This window comes from Cellulomonas chitinilytica (assembly GCF_016862675.1).
Taxonomy (GTDB): Bacteria; Actinomycetota; Actinomycetes; order Actinomycetales; family Cellulomonadaceae; genus Cellulomonas; species Cellulomonas chitinilytica.
The window spans coordinates 18,515-40,808 of sequence record NZ_BONK01000009.1 but is presented as its reverse complement, the minus strand read 5'-3'; the positions used below and the strand labels follow the sequence as shown (position 1 = coordinate 40,808).

General features: G+C 75.2%; 21 protein-coding genes. 13 read left to right on the top strand and 8 right to left on the bottom strand.

Features of this window, described 5'->3' with window-relative positions; genetic code table 11:
- Positions 1–35 precede the first annotated feature (35 nt).
- Both Cch01nite_RS13425 and hemE read right to left on the bottom strand, forming a co-directional pair.
- The gene (locus Cch01nite_RS13425) at positions 36–1,451 is read right to left on the bottom strand and encodes a protoporphyrinogen/coproporphyrinogen oxidase (protein ID WP_203755557.1); all 1,416 of its coding nucleotides are present in this window, start codon (positions 1,449–1,451) and stop codon (positions 36–38) included.
- A gap of 118 nt (positions 1,452–1,569) precedes the next feature.
- Positions 1,570–2,634 (bottom strand): uroporphyrinogen decarboxylase, encoded by a 1,065-nt coding sequence (gene hemE / locus Cch01nite_RS13420; protein WP_203755540.1) that lies wholly within the window; start codon positions 2,632–2,634, stop codon positions 1,570–1,572.
- Positions 2,635–2,678: 44 nt separating this feature from the next.
- On the opposite strand from hemE, the gene Cch01nite_RS13415 reads away from it, so the two are divergent.
- Positions 2,679–3,929 carry a glutamyl-tRNA reductase gene (locus Cch01nite_RS13415; RefSeq protein ID WP_203755537.1) on the top strand — a complete coding sequence of 417 codons (1,251 nt, stop codon included), beginning with the start codon at positions 2,679–2,681 and terminating at the stop codon, positions 3,927–3,929.
- Between the two features lie 156 nt (positions 3,930–4,085).
- On the opposite strand, the gene Cch01nite_RS13410 is transcribed toward Cch01nite_RS13415, so the two are convergent.
- Positions 4,086–4,940 carry a UCP033725 family protein gene (locus Cch01nite_RS13410; RefSeq protein WP_239070575.1) on the bottom strand — a complete coding sequence of 285 codons (855 nt, stop codon included), beginning with the start codon at positions 4,938–4,940 and terminating at the stop codon, positions 4,086–4,088.
- Between the two features lie 400 nt (positions 4,941–5,340).
- Positions 5,341–6,816, bottom strand: coding sequence for an adenylosuccinate lyase (purB, locus tag Cch01nite_RS13405; protein WP_203755531.1), 1,476 nt, complete (start codon positions 6,814–6,816; stop codon positions 5,341–5,343).
- A gap of 77 nt (positions 6,817–6,893) precedes the next feature.
- On the opposite strand from purB, the gene Cch01nite_RS13400 reads away from it, so the two are divergent.
- The 7 genes from Cch01nite_RS13400 to Cch01nite_RS13370 all read left to right on the top strand — a co-directional run bounded on the left by Cch01nite_RS13400 (position 6,894) and on the right by Cch01nite_RS13370 (position 12,973).
- Positions 6,894–7,664, top strand: coding sequence for a DUF4129 domain-containing protein (locus Cch01nite_RS13400; RefSeq protein ID WP_203755529.1), 771 nt, complete (start codon positions 6,894–6,896; stop codon positions 7,662–7,664).
- Positions 7,661–8,185 (top strand): hypothetical protein, encoded by a 525-nt coding sequence (locus tag Cch01nite_RS13395; RefSeq protein ID WP_203755521.1) that lies wholly within the window; start codon positions 7,661–7,663, stop codon positions 8,183–8,185. The genes Cch01nite_RS13400 and Cch01nite_RS13395 overlap by 4 nt, the downstream gene beginning before the upstream one ends.
- The gene (locus Cch01nite_RS13390) at positions 8,182–9,174 is read left to right on the top strand and encodes an AAA family ATPase (protein ID WP_203755518.1); all 993 of its coding nucleotides are present in this window, start codon (positions 8,182–8,184) and stop codon (positions 9,172–9,174) included. The genes Cch01nite_RS13395 and Cch01nite_RS13390 overlap by 4 nt, the downstream gene beginning before the upstream one ends.
- The gene (locus Cch01nite_RS13385; protein ID WP_203755515.1) at positions 9,171–10,460 is read left to right on the top strand and encodes a DUF58 domain-containing protein; all 1,290 of its coding nucleotides are present in this window, start codon (positions 9,171–9,173) and stop codon (positions 10,458–10,460) included. The genes Cch01nite_RS13390 and Cch01nite_RS13385 overlap by 4 nt, the downstream gene beginning before the upstream one ends.
- A complete protein-coding gene (locus Cch01nite_RS13380) occupies positions 10,457–11,023 on the top strand; it encodes a hypothetical protein (RefSeq protein WP_203755498.1) in 567 nt (188 codons plus the stop codon). The genes Cch01nite_RS13385 and Cch01nite_RS13380 overlap by 4 nt, the downstream gene beginning before the upstream one ends.
- A 181-nt stretch (positions 11,024–11,204) precedes the next feature.
- Positions 11,205–11,450, top strand: coding sequence for a hypothetical protein (locus tag Cch01nite_RS13375; RefSeq protein ID WP_203755495.1), 246 nt, complete (start codon positions 11,205–11,207; stop codon positions 11,448–11,450).
- Between the two features lie 14 nt (positions 11,451–11,464).
- Positions 11,465–12,973, top strand: coding sequence for an alpha/beta hydrolase family protein (locus Cch01nite_RS13370; RefSeq protein WP_203755492.1), 1,509 nt, complete (start codon positions 11,465–11,467; stop codon positions 12,971–12,973).
- 23 nt (positions 12,974–12,996) lie between these two features.
- On the opposite strand, the gene Cch01nite_RS13365 is transcribed toward Cch01nite_RS13370, so the two are convergent.
- On the bottom strand, positions 12,997–13,377 hold the full coding sequence (locus Cch01nite_RS13365) for a phage holin family protein (RefSeq protein WP_203755489.1): 381 nt from the start codon (positions 13,375–13,377) through the stop codon (positions 12,997–12,999).
- A gap of 70 nt (positions 13,378–13,447) precedes the next feature.
- Between Cch01nite_RS13365 and hisC the strand changes: the two genes are divergently transcribed.
- The 5 genes from hisC to Cch01nite_RS13340 all read left to right on the top strand — a co-directional run bounded on the left by hisC (position 13,448) and on the right by Cch01nite_RS13340 (position 19,254).
- A complete protein-coding gene (gene hisC, locus Cch01nite_RS13360) occupies positions 13,448–14,515 on the top strand; it encodes a histidinol-phosphate transaminase (protein WP_239070508.1) in 1,068 nt (355 codons plus the stop codon).
- 337 nt (positions 14,516–14,852) lie between these two features.
- Entirely contained in the window at positions 14,853–16,010 is a 1,158-nt protein-coding gene (pdhA, locus tag Cch01nite_RS13355) for a pyruvate dehydrogenase (acetyl-transferring) E1 component subunit alpha (RefSeq protein ID WP_373309936.1), read from the top strand.
- Complete coding sequence (locus Cch01nite_RS13350; RefSeq protein WP_203755483.1) at positions 16,007–17,044, top strand: alpha-ketoacid dehydrogenase subunit beta; 1,038 nt, start codon at positions 16,007–16,009, stop codon at positions 17,042–17,044. The genes pdhA and Cch01nite_RS13350 overlap by 4 nt, the downstream gene beginning before the upstream one ends.
- 94 nt (positions 17,045–17,138) lie before the next feature.
- Positions 17,139–18,833, top strand: coding sequence for a dihydrolipoamide acetyltransferase family protein (locus Cch01nite_RS13345; RefSeq protein WP_203755480.1), 1,695 nt, complete (start codon positions 17,139–17,141; stop codon positions 18,831–18,833).
- A 37-nt stretch (positions 18,834–18,870) separates the two neighbouring features.
- Positions 18,871–19,254 (top strand): hypothetical protein, encoded by a 384-nt coding sequence (locus Cch01nite_RS13340; RefSeq protein ID WP_203755477.1) that lies wholly within the window; start codon positions 18,871–18,873, stop codon positions 19,252–19,254.
- Positions 19,255–19,395: 141 nt separating this feature from the next.
- On the opposite strand, the gene Cch01nite_RS13335 is transcribed toward Cch01nite_RS13340, so the two are convergent.
- From Cch01nite_RS13335 to Cch01nite_RS13325, 3 genes are all read right to left on the bottom strand, one after another.
- Positions 19,396–19,821 carry a hypothetical protein gene (locus Cch01nite_RS13335; protein WP_239070505.1) on the bottom strand — a complete coding sequence of 142 codons (426 nt, stop codon included), beginning with the start codon at positions 19,819–19,821 and terminating at the stop codon, positions 19,396–19,398.
- Positions 19,822–19,824: 3 nt separating this feature from the next.
- Positions 19,825–20,343, bottom strand: coding sequence for a QcrA and Rieske domain-containing protein (locus Cch01nite_RS13330; RefSeq protein ID WP_203755474.1), 519 nt, complete (start codon positions 20,341–20,343; stop codon positions 19,825–19,827).
- Positions 20,344–20,485: 142 nt separating this feature from the next.
- Positions 20,486–22,294, bottom strand: a complete 1,809-nt coding sequence (locus Cch01nite_RS13325) for an MDR family MFS transporter (protein WP_203755471.1) — start codon at positions 22,292–22,294, stop codon at positions 20,486–20,488.

Genomic DNA, 22,294 nt, shown 5'->3' with positions numbered 1-22,294 from the left:
AAAGGTGACCCATCTCTCGTGCGCCACCGGCCCTGTCAGACGAGCGAGCGGGCCGCCCGCCGGGCGTCGGGCACGACCGAGGCCAGGCCGTTGCCCGCGGCCCACGCGCCGCACACCGCCAGCCCTGCCAGCGCCCCGGCCTGCTCCCGGACGCGCGCGACCGCCTCCTGGTGGGCGGCGCTCGGCCGGGGCAGCGCCTCCGTCCAGCGCACCACGGCGTGCCCGACGACCGACCCGGGGCGCAGCGGGACGCCGAGGAGCGTCGACGCGTCCCGCAGCGCCAGGTCGACCAGCGCCTCCCGGCCGGTCGGCAGCGGGGTGTCGTCCCCCGCGCGCCCGAACGACAGCCGCACCACGTGCCGACCCGGCCCGGCGGCGTCCGCCAGCCAGCCCCACTTCGCGGTCGCGTGCGTGAGGGCCTTCGCCCGGACGTCCGTCGCCGCGGGCGTCACCAGCACGCCCGTGCCGCGCGGGGCGGCGTCGAGCGCGGGCTCGTCGAGCACGAGCGTCACGAGCGTCACGGCGGCGCCCGCGTCGAGGCGGGTCCCGCCGGCGTCCGTCCCCGGCGCCTCGCGGCCCGGGGTGCCGGTCAGCGCTGCGAGGAGGTCGGCCGCCGCGGGCGTGGCGAGCACGAGCCGCGCGGCGACGAGCTGCTCGGGTTCCCCACCCGTCGAGCGCGTCCCCACCGTGACCCGCCATGCGTCCGTCGAGTGCTCCACCGCCGTGACCTGAGCGGACGTCCGTACCTCGGCCCCCGCGGACGCCAGGTCCGCGACGAGCGCGTCGACGAGCACGTGCATGCCCCCGGCGATCCCGAGGATGGCGCTCCCGGCGGGCGCGGCCGCACGGACCTGCGCGACGGCCCGCGCGAGCGAGCCGCCCTCCGAGCGCAGCGCCGCCGGCAGGCCGGGCGCGACGGCGTCGACGGCCAGGTCGTCCGGGTCCGCCGCGTGCACGCCGCCGACGATCGGCCGGACCAGCCGGTCGAGGACGCGCCGGCCCATCCGGGCCCGCACGAGCCCCCCGAGCGTCGTCGCCCGTGCGCCGACCCGCGCCGGGAGCACGAGGTCGAGCCGGGCCCGCCACGCGCCGACCACGCCGAGCGTGCGGCGCACGTCCGGCGCACCCGGCTCCGACGGGATGCCGAGGAGGCCCGTGCGGGGCAGCGGCCCGTCACCCGACGGCAGGTGCACCCACGAGCCGTGCGGCTGCGGCGCGCACACCCGGTCCGTCAGGCCGAGCTCGTCGAGCAGCGCGGCGACGACACCGCCGCGGGTCGCGAACGACTCGGCACCGGCGTCGAGCGACAGCCCGGCGACCGTGTGCCCGCGGACCGACCCGCCCGGTGCGTCGCGGCCGTCGAGCACGAGCGTGCGCAGGCCCGCGTGCGCGAGCTCACGGGCCGCGACCAGGCCGGCGACGCCCGCGCCCACGACGACCGCGTCCCACACCTCCGGCGGTGTCGTCCCGGCGACGTCTACCCGTGCCGCGACGTCTGCCCGCGCTGCGTCGTCTGCCCGCGCTGCGCTCTCTGCCCGCACCCCGTCGCCGACCTGCGACCCCACGGCGTCAGATCGCGTGCACGAGGCGGACGACGCGCGTGAGCACGTCCGGATCCGTCTCGGGAGGGACCCCGTGCCCGAGGTTCACCACGTGCCCCGGCGCGGCCGCCCCGCGTGCGACGACGTCCCGGACGTGCGCCTCCAGCACCGGCCACGGCGCGGCCAGCAGGGCCGGGTCGATGTTCCCCTGCAGCGGCGACGACCCGCCGAGCCGGCGGTTCGCCTCGTCCAGCGGCAGCCGGTAGTCGACGCCGACCACGTCCGCGCCGACGTCCCGCATCGCGACGAGCAGCTCCGACGTGCCCGTCCCGAAGTGCACCTTCCGCACACCGAGGTCGGCGACGCTCGCCAGGGCCCGGGCCGACGCGGGCGCGACGTGCGCGGTGTAGTTGGCGAGGCCGAGCGACCCGGCCCACGAGTCGAACAGCTGCGCGGCGCTGGCCCCCGCGAGCACCTGCGCCCGCAGGAACGCCCCCGTGACGTCCGCCGCCCACTCGGTGAGCGCGGCCCACGTCGCCGGGTCGGCGTGCATGAGCGTGCGGGCCGCGAGGTGGTCGCGGGACGGGCCGCCCTCGACGAGGTACGCGGCGAGCGTGAACGGCGCACCGGCGAACCCGATCAGCGGGGTCGTGCCGAGGGCGTCGACCGTGAGCGCGACCCCCTCGGAGACCGGTGCGAGCCGCTCGGCCGTGAGGGGTCCGAGGTCCCGCAGCCGCGCGACGTCGTCGGCCGTGCGCACCGGCGCGCCCATCACGGGCCCGACACCGGGCTTGATCTCGACGTCGACCCCGGCCAGCTTGAGCGGCACCACGATGTCGGAGAAGAAGATCGCGGCGTCCACGTCGTGCCGCCGCACCGGCTGCAGCGTGATCTCGGAGGCCAGCTCGGGCGTCAGGCAGGCCTCGAGCATCGCGGTGCCCGCCCGGGCCGCGCGGTACTCCGGCAGCGAGCGGCCGGCCTGCCGCATGAACCACACCGGGCGGCGCTCGGGACGCTCACCGGAATATGCGCGCACCAGCGAAGAATTCGTGGTGCGGCCGTCGACGAGCGGGTGCGCGGAAGGAAGGGTCACCGCTCGATTGTGCCGGACAAATGTCGGGATGATTCAATCGGGGCGTGGTGCTGCTGTCCCTCGTCGCCAGTCACCACGACCTCGACCTCACCGTGCTGGAGCGTCTCTCGTCGGACGTGCACGCCGTGGGTCGCGAGCTCGTGGGCGCGACGTCCTCCGTGACGGGTGCCGTCGTCCTCGCGACGTGCAACCGGTTCGAGCTGTACCTGGAGACGGACGAGCCCGCCGCCGCCCTCGGTGCCGCCGGGGAGGCCGTCGCCGCCCGGTCGGGGTACACCCGCGAGCAGGTCATGTCGCACCTTCGGCCCCTCACCGGCACCGACGCGGGGGCCCACCTGTTCGGCGTCGCCAGCGGGCTGGAGTCGATGGTCGTCGGGGAGCGGGAGATCGCCGGGCAGGTCCGTCGGGCCCTGACGACCGCCCGCCGCGACGGCACCACGACGTCGTCGCTCGAGTCCCTGTTCCAGGCGGCGTCCCGCGTGTCGCGCAAGGTCGAGGCCGCAACGGGCCTCGGCGCGACCGGCCGGTCCGTCGTCGGGGTGGCGCTCGACATCGCCGAGCACGGCCTGGGCCCCTGGTCCGAGGTCCGCTGCGTGCTCATCGGCACCGGCTCCTACGCGGGCGCGTCGCTCGCCGCCCTCAAGTCGCGCGGCTGCACCGACATCCGCGTCTACTCGCCGAGCGGCCGGGCCGGCCAGTTCGCCGCCGCCCGCGGGGTCCGGTCCGTGCCCGCCGGTGCCGATCTCGCCGCCGAGCTGTCCGACGTCGACCTCGTCGTCGCGTGCAGCGGAGCGGCGGGTGCCGTGCTCGGCGTCGACGCCCTTGCCGCCGCTCGCACCGGTTCCGAGCGGCCGCTCACCGTCGTCGACCTCGCGCTCCAGCACGACGTCGACCCGGGCGTCCGGTCGCTGCCCGGTGTCCGCCTGGTCAGCCTGCACACCGTCGCCGAGCACGCCCCGGCGGAGCACGCGGCGGTCGAGACGGCCCGGGACCTCGTCGCGCGGGCCGCCGACGAGTGGGAGGCCGAGCGGCGGGTCCGCGACTGGAACCCTGCCGTCGTCGCCGAGCGCGTGCGCGTCCTCGGGGGTCTCGCCGAGCAGCTCGACGCCCTGCCCGACGAGCGCCGCGACGAGCGTCACGAGCGTGCGCTGCGCCGCCGCGCCCGCGCGGTGCTGCACGGGCCGACCGTCCGGGCCCGGGAGGCGGCGCGCAGCGGTGACGTCGCGTCCTACGCCGAGGCGCTGGCCGAGCTCGCGGCCATCCCCGTCCCCGCCGTGGCGGTACCGACGGCCTGAGCCGGCCGCCCGCGGCTTGCCCGACCGACGTCCGCGTCGGTCGGTGAGCGTTCACACAGATGCGTGCCGGGCCTGGACGGGGGGGAGGGCCAGGCCCGGCACGCGCCTCGCGGGGTCACGACGCCGTTGGCGTGCCCCTGGTTCGGGTGGGTCCGGTCAGCTGCGCACCGCGTGGTGCTGGTGGGCAGCGGGGCCGGGGGCCCACGTGTGCGGGACGACCTGGTTGGTCTGGATGTCCGTGAGCTCCGCGGCGTACACCACGGCCTCGTAGACACCCGCCTCGACCCGGTCGAGCTGCAGGTTCTCGGCGCGGTCGATGTCGTCGCCGAGGTGCGAGATGCGGGCGACGACGTACCGCTGCGAGTCCTGCCACTGGTCGACGACGCGGACGCTCAGGCCGTTCCAGCGGGCCGTGAGGTCCAGCTCGAACAGCTCGGTCACGTCCTCCCGGGCGACCCGGCGGTACCAGCGGCCCGAGGGCGCCTGGTGGAAGCCGGTCTCCGCGAGCGGCGGGTTCGCCAGCGCCATCACGACGGTGTGGCCGCCGTCCACGACGTCCGCCTCGAGGTACGCGCCGTGCCACTTGGCGACCGGGCCGACGCAGCGGGACAGCGACGCGAGCGCCGGGCGGGGGGCCCCGAGCTGCGCGACGGTCCAACCGGTGCCGACGTCGCCGTAGCGGGCGAGCAGCGTCTGCGAGCCGTTGTCGTAGATGCGGACGAGCTCCGCGCCCGGGGGGATGCGGGAGTGGCGGAGCCACCACAACGGGAGGATGTAGCCGGGGACGTCGCGGTACTGGAGCTGCGGGGACGACTCGAATCGCAGGACGTCGATGGAGCGGTCGTACGGGCTGAACGGCGAGCCGTAGTAGCCGAGGCCGTGGACCTCGAACAGCTGGGCAGGGGTGGTGGCGAACGCGACGTCCTCCGCGCGCACCACGTATCCCGCCACGCGGTCATGGCCTGCCGTGAGGATCGCCCTGGTCAGTGCCGGGGTGATGGCCTTCTGCATGAGGGTCACGATGGGCATCCTTGCGCCGAGATCGGATGGAACCGGAGGAACCAGACGGATCGGTGCACGATTGTGCAGCGTTTCCAGGGCATCTGTCCAGATTGCCTCACCCCTTCGAGTGAACGCGCAGGTCAGTGCCTATGAGAGCGTTCTTATCGAAGCGCTTCACCAACGTGCAGTGCTGGTACGCGGGTGGTCCCATGACCTGCGCTTGGGCGGTTCTGGACCACGTCGAGCAGCCTGCCACAGCGAAGTTTGTCCGAATAGCCCGATCGGGTGTCCGACTTCGCCCGGAAGGCGCCCCGAGGTCCTCGGAGGGGCGCGCCCGGAGGCGCCCCGACGTCCTGCGAAGGGCGCGTCCGGACGGCGTCAGGGCCGCCGCTCGGCGCCCCGCGCCGGCTCAGGCCTCCAGGTACTCCACGAGCTCCGCCGCGAGCCCCGTGTACGAGCCGGGCGTCAGCGCCGACAGCCGTGCCGCGACGTCGTCGGGCAGCCCGAGCCCCGCGATGAACACCCGCATGTCGTCGGCGGTGAGCCGGCGGCCGCGCGTGAGCTCCTTGAGCCGCTCGTACGGGTTCTCCATGCCCGTCACTCCCGCCACGGACGCGGCGCGCATCGCGGACTGCACGGGCTCGCCGAGCACCTCCCAGTTCTCGTCGAGCTCACGGGCGAGGAGCGCCGCGTCGACGTTGAGCGCCCGCAGGCCGCGACGCACGTTGTCGATCGCGAGCAGCGAGTGGCCGAACGCGGGGCCGATGTTGCGCTGGGTGGTCGAGTCGGTGAGGTCGCGCTGCAGGCGGCTCGTGACGAGCGTGGACGCGAGGGTGTCGAGGAGCGCGCTCGACAGCTCGAGGTTCGCCTCGGCGTTCTCGAACCGGATCGGGTTCACCTTGTGCGGCATCGTCGACGAGCCCGTCGCGCCGGCCACGGGGACCTGGATGAAGACCCCGCGGGAGATGTAGGTCCACACGTCCGTGGCGAGGTTGTGCAGCACCCGGTTGAACCGGGCGACGTCCGCGTACAGCTCGGCCTGCCAGTCGTGCGACTCGATCTGCGTGGTCAGCGGGTTCCACGTCAGGCCCAGGTGCTCGACGAACGTGCGGCTCACCACCGGCCAGTCGGCGCCGGGCACGGCCACGACGTGCGCGCCGTACGTGCCGGTCGCGCCGTTGATCTTGCCCAGGAACTCGTCGGACGCGATGCGGCGCAGCTGGCGGCGCAGGCGGTGCGCGAGGACCGCGAGCTCCTTGCCGAGCGTGGTGGGCGTCGCGGGCTGGCCGTGCGTGAGCGCGAGCAGCGGGACGTCCTTGTGCTCGTGCGCGAGCGCGGCGACCTCGTCGACCAGCGCCGTCGCGGCGGGCAGCCACACGTCCTGCACCGCGCCGCGGACCATGAGCGCGTACGACAGGTTGTTGATGTCCTCGCTGGTGCACGCGAAGTGCACGAGCTCGCCCACGTCGGGGAGCACCGTGCCGCCGAGCACGGACGGGGCGTCGGCGAGCCGCTTCTTGAGGAAGTACTCGACGGCCTTCACGTCGTGCACGGTGACGCGCTCGATCTCGGCGAGCTCGGCGACCTCGTCGGGCCCGAACGTCGCGACGACGTCCCGCAGGTACTGCTCGTCGGCGGGGCTCAGCGTCGGCGCGCCCGGGACCACGTCGTGCGACGTGAGGTGGATGAGCCACTCGACCTCGACGTGCACCCGCTCGCGGTTGAGGGCCGCCTCGGACAGGTGGTCCACGAGGGGGGCGACCGCGGCGCGGTACCGGCCGTCGAGGGGGCCGAGGGCGATCGGCGGGGTGGCCTCGGCGAGACGGACGCGGGCGGGCGCGGCGGCAGGCGCGGCGGAGGAGGCGGTCACGTCGGGGGAGGCCATGCGCCCATCATCCCAGAGCCCCGACCGGCCCCGTCGCGGCGGTCCGCGGGTGGGTCGGGCGTCAGTAGCCTGGCCGCATGCCCGGGTCCGACGAGCCCGGTTCGACCGTCCGTCCGAGGAGCGTCGTGGCCCAGCACAGCCGCCTGCCGGCCGCCGTCCTCGGCGTCGGCGCGCTCGTCGTGGTGACAGTCCTGGCCGCCGCCGCCTCGGGCCCGTGGTCGCTCGACGTGAAGCACGGCGGGGAGGTGGCGCTGCCCGCCCCGACGGCCGCGAGCCCACGGTCGAGGGCGTTCGGGCCGCGCTCGCTCGCCCCGCTCACGCCGTCGGACGAGGGGACCGCACCACCGTGGGTCACGTTCGTCGTGCTGGTCCTGCTCACCGTGGTCGTCGTCGTCCTGCTGCTCGTGCTCGTCCGGTGGCTCGCCCGGCTGCTCCGTGCGCACCTCCAGCCGCTGTCGGTGGACCACTCCCCGCCGGCCGAGGCGGTCGATGAGACCGCCGACCGCTGGGTCCCCGCGATGCAGGACGGCGTCCGGCGGGCCACGCAGGAGCTCGACGACGAGCAGCCGCCCGGCGACGCCGTGATCGCCGCGTGGGTCGCGCTGGAGCACGCGGCGGCGTCGGGCGGGCTGGTCCGCGACCGGGCGGAGACGGCCACCGAGTTCACCGTCGAGGTGCTCGACGCGACGAGCGCCGACCCGACGGCCACCCGCACGCTGCTCGACCTGTACCTGGCCGCCCGGTACAGCCGGCACCCGCTCACGGCCCGCGACGTCGCACGGGCCCGCACGAGCCTCGCGACGATCGCGAACGGGCTCGCGAGCCGCCGCGAGGAGGCGCACCGATGACCCCGCCGGCGCGGGCGGGTGCGCCGATGCCGTGGTGGGAGCGGCGCTGGCAGCCGGTCGCCGCGTTCGCGCTGCTCGCCGGCGGGTCCTGGTTCGGCGGCCTGCGGTCGTGGTCGCCGGTGCTCGTCGGGCTCGCGGGTGCCGCGCTCGTCGTCGTGCTGCTGCGCATCGACGCGGAGCCGGAGCCGCGGTGGGCGCGCCCCCCGCAGCCGCGCCTGCACGGCGTGCGCGGCGACGTGCAGGACCTCGCCTGGACGATGGTCGGTCGGGACAAGCGGGTCGGCGAGTGGGTGCTGCGCCGGCTGCGCGTCGTCGCGACGGCCCGGCTCGCCCGGCACGGCCTGCGGCTCGGCGCCGCGCAGGACGACGAGGCCGTCCGCGAGCTCGTCGGGCCGCGCGCGTTCGCCACGCTCACCCGGTACTCCTCGCCCCTGCCCACGCTGCCGGACGTCCGGCACACCCTCGACGTCCTCGAAGCCCTCGGCACCCGCCGCACCACGACCCCCGGGAGCACCCCATGACCGTCGCCCCCCTGTCCGTCCCCGACGTCGCCGAGCGCGGCCGGGCCGTGCTCGACGAGGTCGCGACGGTCGTCGTCGGGATGCGCGGACCCCTGGAGACGGCGCTCGCGGCGGTGCTGGCGGGCGGGCACGTGCTCTTCGAGGACGTGCCGGGCCTCGGCAAGACGCTCGCCGCACGGTCGCTCGCGACGGCCCTCGGGCTGGAGTTCCGGCGGGTCCAGTGCACGCCCGACCTGCTGCCGTCGGACATCACCGGGTCGTCCGTGTTCGACCCGGCGACCACGTCGTTCCAGTTCCGGCCCGGGCCGGTGTTCGCCGGGCTGCTGCTCGCGGACGAGATCAACCGGACCGCCCCGAAGACGCAGTCCGCGCTGCTGGAGGCGATGGCCGAGCGGCAGGTCACGGTCGACGGCCGGACGTACCCGCTGCCCGACCCGTTCCACGTCGTCGCCACGTCGAACCCGGTCGAGTACGAGGGCACGTACCCGCTGCCCGAGGCGCAGCTCGACCGGTTCATGGTCCGGCTCGCCGTCGGGTACCCCGGCCCGGACGCGGAGGTCGACGTGCTCTCCCGGCGGCTCGCCCGCCGCCAGGAGGTCGCGACCGTCCGGACCGTCGTCGACGCCGCGACGCTGCTGCGCATGCAGGCCGGCGTCGAGGCCGTCGACGTCGACGACGACATCCTGCGGTACTGCGTCGACCTCGCCGCCGCCACGCGCGCCGAGGAGGCCGTCGACATCGGCGCCTCGCCGCGCGGGTCGCAGGCGCTCGTGCTCGTCGCGCGCGCCCTGGCCGTCCTGCACGGCCGCGACTTCGTCACCCCCGAGGACGTCAAGGCCGTGGCCGTCCCGGCGCTCGCGCACCGGCTGTCCCTGACGCCGCAGGCGTGGGCCGCGGGGCTCGCGCCGCAGCGCCTCGTCGAGGACATGCTGCGCCGCGTCGCCGGCCCGACGACGACCCGGCACGCACCCGTCGGGGACGTCGTGTGAGCACCCGCTGGCCGCGGACGCGGGCGGCGGCCGGCTCGGTCGCCGTCGGGGCGCTGCTGCTCGTCAGCGGTGCGCTCACCGGGCGTGCGGACGTCGCGGTGCTGGGGGCCGCACCCCTCGTGGCCGGGGTGTGGGACTGGCGTCGACGACCCGCCGCCGACGTGTCCGTGCGGCTGGCCGCGTCCTCGGGCGTGCCGACGCCCGGGCAGATCGAGTCCGTGGTCGAGGTGGGCGCGCCCGACGACGTCCCGGGGGTGCTCGTGGGCGTGCGCCGCGGCGGGCGCGAGCTGGGCGAGGTGCTCGTCGCCGTGCGCGGGACCCGGCGGCTGCCCCTGCTCGTGCGGACCGTCCGGACGGGGCTGCAGGAGGTCGCGACGGTCGACGCCCAGGGCATCGGCGCGGGGGCCGCGAGCGTCTCCGTCCCGACCCGGCCCGTGGCGCGCGAGACCGTGGTGCTGCCCGCGCGCCGGGCGCTCGGCGCCCTGCCGCTGCCACCGCGCCTGCGGGGGCTGACCGGCGCGCACGAGTCCCGCCGGCCCGGCGAGGGCGGTGGCCTGCGCGACGTCCACCCGTTCACCCCCGGCGACCGGCTGCGCCGCGTCGACTGGCGGGTCACCGCGCGCCGCGCGCCCGACCTGCGCGAGCTGTACGTGCGCCGCGAGCACGCCCTCGCGGAGGCCGTCGTCGTGCTCGTGCTGGACTCGCGCGACGACGTCGGCCCCGACCCGCTCACGTGGCGCGGCTCGAACCCGCCGCGCGCGCAGGACCCGACGTCGCTCGACCTCGCACGCGGGGCCGCCGCCTCGGTCGCGGAGGCCTTCCTCGGCCAGGGCGACCGCGTCGGCCTCGACGACCTGGGCGTGCGCCGCCGGCCGCTGCCACCCGGTGGCGGGCGGCGCCAGCTCGACCGGATCCGGCACGCGCTCGCCGTGACCCAGCCGCAGGGCGAGCCGGCCGTGCGCCTGCGTGCACCGCGGCTGCCGTCCGGTGCACTCGTGGCCGTGTTCTCGACGTTCCTCGACGACGAGGCGGCGCTCGCGGCCGCGCAGTGGCGGCACCTCGGCCACCGGGTCCTCGCGGTCGACGTGCTGCCCACCCTCCACGTGCGGCACCTCGGCGACCGCGAGCGCATCGCCGTCCGGCTCATCTCGCTCGCCCGCGAGGACCGGCTCGCGGACCTCGCGGACCGGGACGTCGAGGTCGTGACCTGGCGTGACGCCCCCGAGGTCGCCCTCGCGACGCTCGCCCGAGGTGCCCGGCGACGGGCGGGGGCGGGGGCGCGATGAGGCTGCGGCCCGGCGCTCCCGTCGCGCCCGAGGTCGACGTCCGGCTCGGGGCGTGCGTCTCGACGGTCGGGGTGCGTGCCGCGCTCGGGGTGCTCGGTGGGCTGCTCGTGCTGGTCGCGTTCACGACGACCGGGGCACCGCCGCCACCGGTGGTCGTGGGCGGGTTCGCGGTGCTCGTCGTGGCGACCGCGGTCCGGCCGCGTGCCGTGCTGCCGGGGCTGCTCGTCGGGCTCGTCGGCCTGCGGGTCCTGCTCACGCAGCCGCCGCCGCTGATCGCCCTCATGGCGCTCGTGCTGCTGGTGCACCTCGTCCTGTGGTGCGCGGCCGTGGCGGCGCGGACGTCGTCGCACGCGCGGGTCGAGGTCGCCGTGCTCGGGGCGATGCTCCGGGACGTCGCGTGGGTGCAGGCCGGGGCGCAGGTGCTCACGGTCGGCGCGGTCGTGCTGTCCGGGGCGACGCTGGCGGGTGGGGACGTGCTGCGGGTCGTGGCGATCGTGGGGGCGATGCTGGCGGCCGGGCTGGTGCGGTCGCGGCCCGCCGAGTCGTGGTGGCAGCGGCGGTAGAGCGGTGGGGCCGAGGGCGGCCCGCTGGTCGCGGCCTGGTGGTCGCGGTGCGGTGGTCGTGGCCCGGTGGTCGCGGTGCGGCGTGCGCCGAGGCGCCCACAGCCCTGCGCCGCCGTCGGTCGCGCACCGGTCGGGCACGTCCGGGCGCCGGCTCGTCGACGGCCTCCCTACCGTCTCCGCCATGCCACGAACCAGCCCCCTCCTCGCCTGTGCGCTCGACGACGTCGAGGCCGCCCGGCACGCGATCGCCGTCGCGCAGCAGGTGCCGTGGGTCTCCGTCGCCGCCGACCGCTACCGGGCCGCGCTCGACGACGCCGCGGCGAGCACGACGGCCGTCCGGGCGCGCGTCGAGAGGGCCACGGTCCCGGTCGCGGCGCTCGACCTGGTGGTCGGCGGTGGGCCCGTGCCGGGGACGTGGACCTGGTGACGGCCGGGTGCCCGGTGACGCCCGCCCCGGACTGGGGGACGGGGTACGACGTCGTCGGTGGCCGGGGACCGACCCGGGCCGACCTCGACGAGCTGGCACGAGCGGCACGCGCCCTGGAGACGGCCGCCCGACGGCTCGACGACGCGTCGTCCACGCTCGACGTCGCCCGGCAGGTCGCCGTCGGTCACCTGATCCAGCACCACGCGGAGGCGTCCGCCGCGGTGGACGCCCTGACCGCCACCCGGACCGGCACGGCCTCGCCGGCGCGCACCGCCGACCACCTGCGCGACCTCGCCGGACGGCTCCGGCACGTCGTGCAGGACTACGACGACGCGGAGTCCTGGGTGCACCGGCTGGTCCGGTCGGCGCTCGAGGCGGACGCCGTCGTCACCGGCTCGGCGGGGATCCTCGGCGCGGCCGGCGCCGCCGCGCAGGTCGTGGGTGGAGCTCTCCTGCTCGCGGACGGCGCCTCGCTGCACGCCGTCCTCGTCGCGCTGCGCGACCGGGACCCCGACGCCCTGCTCCGGGTGCTCCGCGAGGACCTCGCCCCGGGCCGGCTCGTCGCCGACGGCCGCGCGGAGCTCGCCCTCGACGTCCTCGCCCGCTACCTGGTGGCCGTCGGCGGGCACCTCGGGCTGCCGCCCCGCGACGCGGTCCCGTTCGTCGCCCGGGCGATCGCGTCGTTGCTCCCGGACGCAGGGCCGACGGTCGTGCTCACCCGGGACGACCCGCCGCAGCTCGCCGCCCCGCGCGACGCCGCCGACCTGCTGCGCCGCGTCGGCAGCACGTACCGAGCGCCGTACGGCGTCATCACGGTCCAGCGCCTCGACCACCCCGACGGGAGCCGGAGCTGGGCCGTCGAGATCCCCGGCACCGAGTCGTCGCACTTCAATGCCGACGCCCCCACCGACATGACCACGAACCTGCGCCTCGAGGCGGGCCTGCCCGACGACATGTCGACGGCCGTGATCGAGGCGATGCGCCGGGCCGGCATCCCGCCCGACGAGCCCGTCGCGATCGCGGGGCACAGCCAGGGCGGCATGGTCGCGCAGAAGGTCGCGGCGCTCGCGGTCGGGCTCTTCGACGTCCGTGCGATCGTCGCCGCCGGCTCCCCGGACATCCCCGTCACGGTGCCGACGGGTGTCGCGGTCCTGCACGTCCGGCACGACGAGGACGCGGTGCCGCAGACCGACGGCAAGCCCGACGACGGGTCCGACGACGTCGTGGTGCTCGGCCGGAACCTTCCCGTGACGGCCGGCGGGGTCGAGCCCGACCCCGTGGCGGCGCACAGCCTGGTGACCTACGTCGAGTCCGTCAAGGGCGGGTACGAGGCGATGGGCGGCAACCCGGGCCTGCGGGCGTTCCACGACGTGCTCACCGACGTGCTCGGACCCGACGGCACCACGGCCACCACGTTCCAGTTCCAGGCGACCCGGGACCCCGACCTCGTCCGTCACGACCCCGCGACCGGCCTGCCCCGGCCGCCCACGATCCGCCCGGTCCTCGAGCCGGTGTCACCGTGAGCGACGCCGCGAGCGCCGAGCGGTCAGTCGCGGCTCTCGGGGATCAGCACCGAGAGAACGAAGCTGACGACCGAGATGATCAGCGCGCCCAGCACGGCGGTGCCGAAGTTGTCGATGCGCAGGCCCCAGGACGTCTGCTCGGTGATCCACGCCGTGAGCATCAGCATCAGCGCGTTCACGACGAGCGTGAACAGGCCGAGCGTGAGGATGTACAGCGGGATCGAGATGAACGCGACGATCGGCTTGACGATCGCGTTGACGATCCCGAACACGAGCGCGATCAGCAGGATGATGCCGGCCGTCTCCCAGTTCGAGTCCCCGCCGATGATCTCCAGCCCGGACAGGATGAGCGTCGCGAGCCAGATCGCGACGCCGTTGATGAGCACGCGAAGCACGAAAGCCATGGCGCGATCCTGCCACGCCGCACGTCAGGCAGGGCGGGGGTGCCCGACGCGGGGATGGCATGCTGTCCCGGTGAGCCGCGTCCCCCTCCGCCGGGCATTCGCCGACCTCCCGCCGTACGTCCCCGGGGCTCGCGTCCCGGTCGGGGCCGCCGCGTACAAGCTCTCGTCGAACGAGAACCCGTACCCGCCGCTGCCGTCGGTCGTGGCGGCCGTCGCGGATGCCGCGGTCGACATCAACCGCTACCCGGACATGTACGCGACCGAGCTCACGGAGGCGATCGCCGCGTCGATCCTCGTCGCGCCGGAGTCGGTCGTCACGGGGTGCGGGTCGGTCGCCGTGCTCGGGCACGTGCTGCAGGCGGTGTGCGAGAGCGGCGACGAGGTCGTCATGCCGTGGCGCTCGTTCGAGGCGTACCCGATCGCGATCACGCTGGCCGGCGCGGTCGGCGTCCCCGTGCCGGTCGGTGCGGACGGTCGTCTGGACCTGCCGGCGCTCGCGGCGGCCGTGACGCCGCGGACCCGCGTGATCCTGGTGTGCACCCCGAACAACCCGACCGGTCCCGCCGTGCACGCCGACGAGCTCGCCGAGCTGCTCGCCGCGGTCCCGAAGGACGTGCTCGTGGTGATCGACGAGGCGTACGTGGAGTTCGTCCGCGACCCGCTCGCGGCCGACGGGCTCGCGGCGTTCGCCGAGCACTCGAACGTCGTGCTGCTGCGCACCTTCTCCAAGGCGTACGGGCTGGCCGGGCTCCGTGTCGGGTACGCGGTCGCGCGGCCTCGGCTGGCGGCGGGCATCCGGATGGCGTCGACGCCGTTCGGCGTCTCGCACGTCGCGCAGCTCGCCGCGCTCGCGTCCCTGCGGGCCGTGCGGGAGCTGATGACCCGGGTCGACAAGATCGTGGTCGAGCGCGCGCGCCTGCTCGACGTGTTGCGGTCCCAGGGCTGGACGGTGCCGGACAGCCAGGCGAACTTCGTGTGGCTCGCCCTGGGCGACCAGTCGTCGGCGTTCGCCGAGCGGTCGGCGCGGGCCGGGGTGCTGGTGCGGCCGTTCGCCGGCGACGGGGTGCGGATCAGCGTCGGGGAGCCCGAGGCCACCGACCTGCTGCTCGAGGTCGCGGCGGACTCCTCGCCGCGCTGACCTGCGCAGGTGCTCGCCGGTCCTCGCGGCGGCGGCGTTCCGGGTCGGCGGTGTGTCCCGGGCTTCTGACCTGCGACGACGCCTGGGACCTTCGACCCAGGCGCGGGGGCGACGCGCCTGCGAGGTTCGGCCTGGCTCCCTCGTCGTGCCTGTAGAGACCCCACAACCGGCTTCGTCGAGCATTGTGCGCGGGGTTCTGCAGAAACCTACGGTCGCGTAGCCTACGCTGACGTAGGTTCGCCCCTCCGGCCCCCGGCCGACGACGTCGCGGGGGAGCGAGCCACCGACCGGCACCACCCCGGAGCGGCCCCGGCCGCGGCACGCGAAGGAGATCCGCGTGGGCATCACCGGCCACAGCACCGGCCCCCTGACCGACGACGGCCTCGTCCAGCTGCTCACCCCCGCCGGTGAGCGCACGTCCCACCCGGACTACGACGCCCGCGTCGCCCACCTCGACGCCGACGCGCTGCGGGGCCTGTACCGCGACATGGTCCTGGTCCGCCGCTTCGACACCGAGGCGACCGCGCTGCAGCGTCAGGGCGAGCTGGCCCTGTTCGCACAGGGCCTCGGCCAGGAGGCCGCGCAGATCGGCTCCGGCCGCGCCCTCGCCGCGCAGGACCACGTGTTCCCGAGCTACCGCGAGCACGGCGTCGCCCACACCCGCGGCGTCGACCTCACAGACGTGCTGCGCCTGTTCCGCGGGGTCGACCACGGCGGCTGGGACCCGGTCGGCCACGGCTTCCACCTGTACACGCTGGTCATCGGCTCGCACACGCTGCACGCCACCGGGTACGCGATGGGCGTCCAGCGCGACGGCGCTGTCGGTACCGGCGACCCGGACCGTGACACCGCCGTCGTCGTCTACTTCGGCGACGGAGCCACGTCGCAGGGCGACGTCAGCGAGGCGCTGGTGTTTGCCGCGGTCAACAACTCGCCCGTCGTGTTCTTCTGCCAGAACAACCAGTGGGCGATCTCCGAGCCGACGACGAAGCAGGCGCGCGTGCCGCTCGCCGACCGCGGACCCGGGTTCGGGGTCCCGTCGGTCCGGGTCGACGGGAACGACGTCCTCGCGACGTACGCCGTCACGGCCGAGGCGCTGGAGCGGGCCCGGTCCGGCGGCGGCCCGACGTTCATCGAGGCCTACACCTACCGGATGGGTGCGCACACCACGTCCGACGACCCGTCCCGGTACCGCTCGTCGGCCGAGGAGGAGTCCTGGCGGCTGCGCGACCCGATCGACCGTCTGCGCACCCACCTCGAGGAGCGCGGCGAGCTGCCGACGGCCTTCGTCGAGGAGCTCGCCGCCGAGGCGGACGCGCTGGGTGAGCGCATCCGGACCACCGTGCGGGGGATGGGCCACCCGTCGCCCGCGTCGATGTTCGAGCACGTGTACGCCACCCCGCACTCCGTCGTCGAGGGTGAGCGGGTCTGGTTCGAGCAGTACGAGGCGTCGTTCGCCGACGGCGCCCGCGCCGGCGAGGGGAGCCACCGATGAGCACGACCACCGACGTCGCGGCCCCGCGCTCGACGGACCAGACGCCCGGCGGCGTGCAGCGGCTCACGTTCGCGAAGGCGATCAACCTCGGCCTGCGCCGGGCGCTCGAGCAGGACGACCGGGTGCTGCTCATGGGCGAGGACATCGGCAAGCTCGGCGGCGTGTTCCGGGTGACCGACGGGCTGCAGAAGGACTTCGGCGCGGACCGCGTCGTCGACACCCCGTTGGCCGAGTCGGGGATCGTCGGGACCGCGATCGGGCTCGCGATGCGCGGGTACCGGCCGGTGTGCGAGATCCAGTTCGACGGGTTCATCTTCCCGGCGTTCGACCAGATCACGACCCAGCTCGCCAAGATGCACTACCGCTCGAAGGGTCGGCTCACCCTGCCCGTCGTCATCCGCGTGCCCTACGGCGGCGGCATCGGGGCCGTCGAGCACCACAGCGAGTCGCCCGAGGCGCTGTTCGCGCACACGGCCGGCCTGCGGGTGGTCAGCCCGTCGAGCCCCGTCGAGGCGTACGCGATGATCCAGCAGGCCATCGCCTCGCCCGACCCGGTGCTGTTCTTCGAGCCGAAGGGCCGGTACTGGGAGAAGGGCGACGTCGACCTCGACGCCGCACCGGCCGGGCAGCTGCTCGACAAGGCGCGAGTCGTCCGCGCGGGCACCGACGTCACGCTCGTCGCGTACGGCCCGACCGTGCAGACGGCGCTCAAGGCCGCCGACACCGCCGCCCAGGAGGGCACGAGCATCGAGGTCGTCGACCTGCGCGCGCTGTCGCCGCTGGACACCGCGACCGTCGCCGAGTCCGTGCGGCGGACCGGCCGCTGCGTCGTCGTGCACGAGGCGCCCGTGCTGTACGGGACGGGCGCGGAGGTCGCCGCCCGGATCACCGAGGAGTGCTTCTTCCACCTGGAGGCGCCCGTGCTGCGCGTCGGCGGGTTCCACGCGCCCTACCCGGTCGCGAAGATCGAGCACGACTACCTGCCCGGGCTCGACCGGGTCCTCGACGCCGTCGACCGCGCACTCGCGTTCTGACGGCTCCTGCGTCGCCTCGCCACCACCCCCGGCGAGGCGGCGCAGGCTCCCTGCCTGACCGACCCGCCCCCGCACCTTGCCGAGGAGATCGCACGTGCCGACGTACCAGCAGTTCCCGCTCCCGGACGCCGGCGAGGGCCTGACCGAGGCCGAGATCGTCGCGTGGCACGTGGCCGTCGGGGACACCGTCGAGGTCAACCAGACGATCGTCGAGATCGAGACGGCGAAGTCGCTCGTGGACCTGCCGTGCCCGTGGAGCGGTGTCGTCAGCGCGATCCTCGTCGAGCCCGGCCAGACGGTCGACGTCGGCACGCCCATCATCGAGATCGACACGGACCCGTCCGGTGCCGCGCCCGAGCCGGGGGCCCCCGACGCCGCCGAGCAGGTGGTGCGCGCCGAGCACGGTGGGGCCATCGAGCACGGGCACCGCGGGAACGGGCGCCGGCACCAGGGCGTCGAGCCGGGCGGGGCCGACGAGATCGAGGCGGCCCGGGTGAGCACGCCGACCGCCCCCGCGGGCCGGGCCGGGTCGGGCGCGCCCGCCGCGCCGTCCGCACCGTCCGCACCGTCCGGCCGCGAGGGGGCACGCGCCGCCGCGGGCCTCGTCGGCCGCGCACCGCAGGAGGAGGCCGCGGCGGGCCTCGCCGGGCACGCCCCGAGCGGTGCCCGGGAGGCGGCAGGCCTCGCCGGCGCTGCGCCCGTGGCCGCCGCGGCGGGCCTGACGGCCGCGCCCGCCCGGGAGTCCGTGCTCGTCGGGTACGGCCTCGCGGAGCCCGGCGCCGGCCGTCGGCCCCGCGCCGGCGAGCAGTCCGCCGCCCCGACCGAGGCCGCAACGGCCGCGACGGCCGTAACGCCCGCAACGGCCGCGACGCCCGCGTCGTCCCGCCACGCGCTCGCCAAGCCCCCGGTCCGCAAGCTCGCGCGCGAGCTCGGCGTCGACCTCGACTCGCTGAACCCCACCGGTCCCGGCGGCATCGTCACCCGCGAGGACGTGCTCGAGCGCGCCTCGCAGGCGGAGGCCCGCACGCTCGCCACGTACCCGGGCGACGACCTGCCGTGGCTCGCCACGGGAACGGTCTCGGGCGACGGCCGCCAGACGCGCGTCCCCGTGAAGTCCGTGCGCAAGCGCACCGCCGAGGCGATGGTGACCAGCGCGTTCACCGCGCCGCACGTCACCGTGTTCCAGACGATCGACGTCACGCGCACGATGAAGCTCGTCGAGCGTCTGCGCGCCGACCGGGAGTTCGCCGACGTCCGGGTCACGCCGCTGCTCATCGCGGCGAAGGCCCTGATCCTCGCGGTGCGGCGCCACCCGGAGATCAACGCGAGCTGGGACGACGCGAACCAGGAGATCGTCTACAAGCACTACGTGAACCTCGGCATCGCCGCCGCGACGCCCCGCGGGCTGGTCGTGCCGAACGTCAAGGACGCGCACCGGCTCGGGCTGCTCGACCTCGCGAAGGGCATCGCCGAGCTCACCGCGACGGCTCGCGCGGGCCGCACGAGCCCCGCCGACATGGCCGACGGCACCATCACGATCACCAACGTCGGCGTGTTCGGCATCGACACGGGCACACCGATCCTCAACCCCGGCGAGGCCGGGATCCTCGCGTTCGGGGCGATCCGGCAGCAGCCGTGGGTGCACAAGGGGAAGGTCAAGCCGCGGCACGTCACGCAGCTCGCGCTGTCCTTCGACCACCGGCTCGTCGACGGTGAGCTGGGAGCCAGGGTGCTCGCGGACGTCGCGGCGACGCTCGCCGAGCCGGCCCAGGGCCTCGTCTGGGGCTGACGCCTGACGTGTCGGGTGCGATGCCGAAGGGGAGCGCATGACGTCGGCCGTCCCGCCCCCGGCGCCGGAGCTGCTGGCGATCGTCGAGGAGTGCGAGCGCCTCGGGTACGTCCACGGCGTGGACTTCTCCGTCCACGGAGTGCCGGCGTCGTTCGGCAGCGAGCTCGTCGTCCTCGTGCACGGTGAGGCGGGCTACGAGGTCCGCTACCGCGACATGGGCGAGGAGCGTGTCGTGACCGCCGGTGCCGACCTCGCGGTCGCCCGGGTCGCCTTCCTCGAGGAGGTCGCGTGGCTGGCTGCCGGACGGGGGCGCGGTCCGTACGTCGGTCGCCCCTCGCGGGCCGAGCAGATCGCGGCGCGGACGACGATGGACGAGGCGGCCGCCGCGTACTACCGGCGGATCGGCCGCGAACCGAGCTGACCCGGGCAGGTCTCCTGGGTGCCGACCGGCGGCCGCGCGCGTTCCCGGCCGACGAGGACGCCGACCGGCGACGCGCAGGGATGACGCCGGTCGGCGCCGTTCGAGCCGCCGACCGCGAGCGGTGGGCGAGAGGCGGACCGGTCAGGTGCGGGCCGGGCGCTCCACGAGCAGGCCGACGACCCCGAGCACGATCGCCCCGGCCTCGGACACCGCTGCGAGCCACACCGGGATGCCCGTCCAGCGTTCGTGCACGTCGAAGAACCCGCTCGGCGTCGTCGAGATGACGAACGCGGTGAGGGTCGCCAGGCCGAACCCGATCGCGCCGACGAGCGGCAGCCAGTGCCGCCAGACGAGCAGCAGGATGCCGAGCACGATCCCGCCGACCCCGTTGAGCAGGAACGCGGGCCCGACGACGGACAGCGCCTTCATGCCGCCGGCCCACAGGTCGAGGTGCACGACGGCGGACAGCATGACGCACGCGGCCGCGAGGCCCCGGACCACGTCGGACACGGCGGTCGGTCCGGTGTGCCAGGTCGAGGTGGTGCGTGTCGTCGTCGACGTGGTCATGGGTCAGGCCTTTCCCGCGAAGACGGCACCGTCCGTGACGTGCACGTCGAAGGGTGGCAGGGGTGAGGGTGCGGGGCCGCCGGTGTTCTTGCCCTCGAGGTCGTACGTCGACCCGTGGCACGGGCAGGCCAGCTGGTGGTCCTTGTCGTCGGGCGCGACAGTGCAGCCCTGGTGCGTGCAGATCGCCGAGAGGCCGACCACGGTGCCGGCCTCCGGCTGGGTGAGCAGGATCGGCTTGCCGTCGGCGTCCTGCGCCGAGATCGCACCGCCGACGGGGATGTCGGCGAGCTGGGCCAGCGACCCGTCGGCGGCGGGGGGCGCCTGCGACGCGTCGCCACCACCCCCGGACGAGCTGCTGCACGCCGCGAGGACGCCGGCGGCGGCGACCCCCATCGTGGCGAGACCGGCCCGGACGAGCACCTGACGGCGGTCGAGGCAGCCTGCGCAGTCGTGGCCGCCGGACGGATGGTGCCCGGGCGTGAAGGGATGTGCGTCGGTCGGCGTGCTCTCGGTCAGGGACATGTCGGCCTCCTCGTCGACGGCACGGCGCCGTCACTGGGAGAAACGACGCCGACCCGGCCAGGGTTCACCCCGCGGCGGGCCCGGGCGAGCCGTCGCGGACGTGACCCCCGGCCGGGTCTGTCGTGGACCTGCCGGGCGGGTCTCAGTCCGTCCCGCTGCGCGCCACCGCGTCCTGGTCGGCGTTGACCGCGGCCACGCCGCCGACCGCCGTCGCGGCGGCCGGGGCAGGACCGGCGGCCGTGGCACCGGCGGCGGTGGCCGCCGCGGCGTCCTCGGCGTCCTGTGCGGCACGGCCCTGGATGCCGGAGACGTTCCGCAGCGGCAGCTCGGGCAGCAGGAACGTCAGCACGATCCCGACGACCATGACGCACGCGGCAATGAGCAGCACGAGGTCGACCGACTCGGAGAACCCGTCGAGGAACGGGCGGGCGAGCCGTGGGTCGAGGTTGTTGATGAACGACGAGTCGTCGAGCGACGGCACGCTGCCGCCGGTGCCGTGGAGCATGTCCAGCACGGGGGCGTTCGCCGGGTCGGCCTGGACGGCGGGGTCGGCGACGGCGGCCTGGAAGTCGGGCGTCTGCGCGAGCCGCTGGAACGCACGCTGGATGTTGTCGCCGACCGTCGAGAACAGGATCGACAGGAACACGGCGGTGCCGAGCGTGCCGCCCATCTGGCGGAAGAACAGGGACGACGACGTCGCGACGCCCATGTCCCGCACGGGCACCGCGTTCTGCACGGCCAGCACGAGCGGTTGCATCGTGAACCCGAGGCCGAGGCCGAACAGGACCGAGATGCCGAAGATGGCCGCGAACGCCGAGTCGGTGCCGAGCTGTGCGAACAGCAGCGCACCCACGGCCATGAGGGTGGTGCCCGCGACGGGGAACACCTTGTAGCGGCCGGTGCGCGACGTCGTCTGGCCCGCGATGATCGACCCGGACATGATCCCGACGGTGAACGGGATGAGCGTGAGCCCGGCCTGCGTCGGCGACTGGCCCTTGACGATCTGCAGGTACAGCGGCAGCGTCGCGAGGCCGCCGAACATGCCGAGGCCGATGATCGTGTTGGCGGCCGCGCCCACGGAGAAGGTGCGGTTGCGGAACAGGTAGAGCGGCAGGATCGCGTCGCCCTTCGCGTACCGCTCGGCGAGCAGGAACAGCACGACGCCGAGCACGCCGATCGCGTAGCAGCTGATCGAGCGGGTCGACGTCCAGCCCCACAGCCGGCCCTGCTCGGCGACGACGAGGAGCGGCACGAGGGCGACGACGAGCGCGAGCGCGCCGGGCCAGTCGATGCGGTGCTGGACCTTGCGCAGCGGCGGCAGGTGCAGCACCCGCGCGATGACGATGATGGCGACGATGCCGATCGGCACGTTGATGAGGAACACCCACCGCCAGCCGGTGATCCCGAGGATCTCGTCGGCCCCCGCGAAGAACCCGCCGATGACGGGACCGAGCACCGACGACGTGCCGAACACCGCGAGGAAGTAGGCCTGGTACCGGGCGCGCTCACGCGGGGCGACGAGGTCGCCGAGGATCGTGATGGCGAGCGCCATGAGGCCGCCCGCGCCGAGGCCCTGCAGGCCGCGGTACATCGCGAGCTGGTACATCGAGTCGGCGGTGCCGGACAGCAGCGAGCCGACGACGAACAGCGAGATCGCGAGCATGTAGAACGGCTTGCGGCCGTAGACGTCGGAGAGCTTGCCGTACAGCGGCGTCGAGATCGTCGCCGTGAGCAGGTAGGCCGTGGTGACCCACGCCTGCAGCGACAGCCCGTTGAGGTCGTCGCCGATGGTGCGGATGGACGTCGCGACGATGGTCTGGTCGAGCGCCGCGAGGAACATGCCGATCATCAGGCCGCCGAGGATCGTGACGATCTCGCGGTGCGTCGGCGGGACGAACGTGGCCTGTTCCTCGTCGGGGAGGGTGGCGGTGGGGCTGCTCTGCTGCGACAT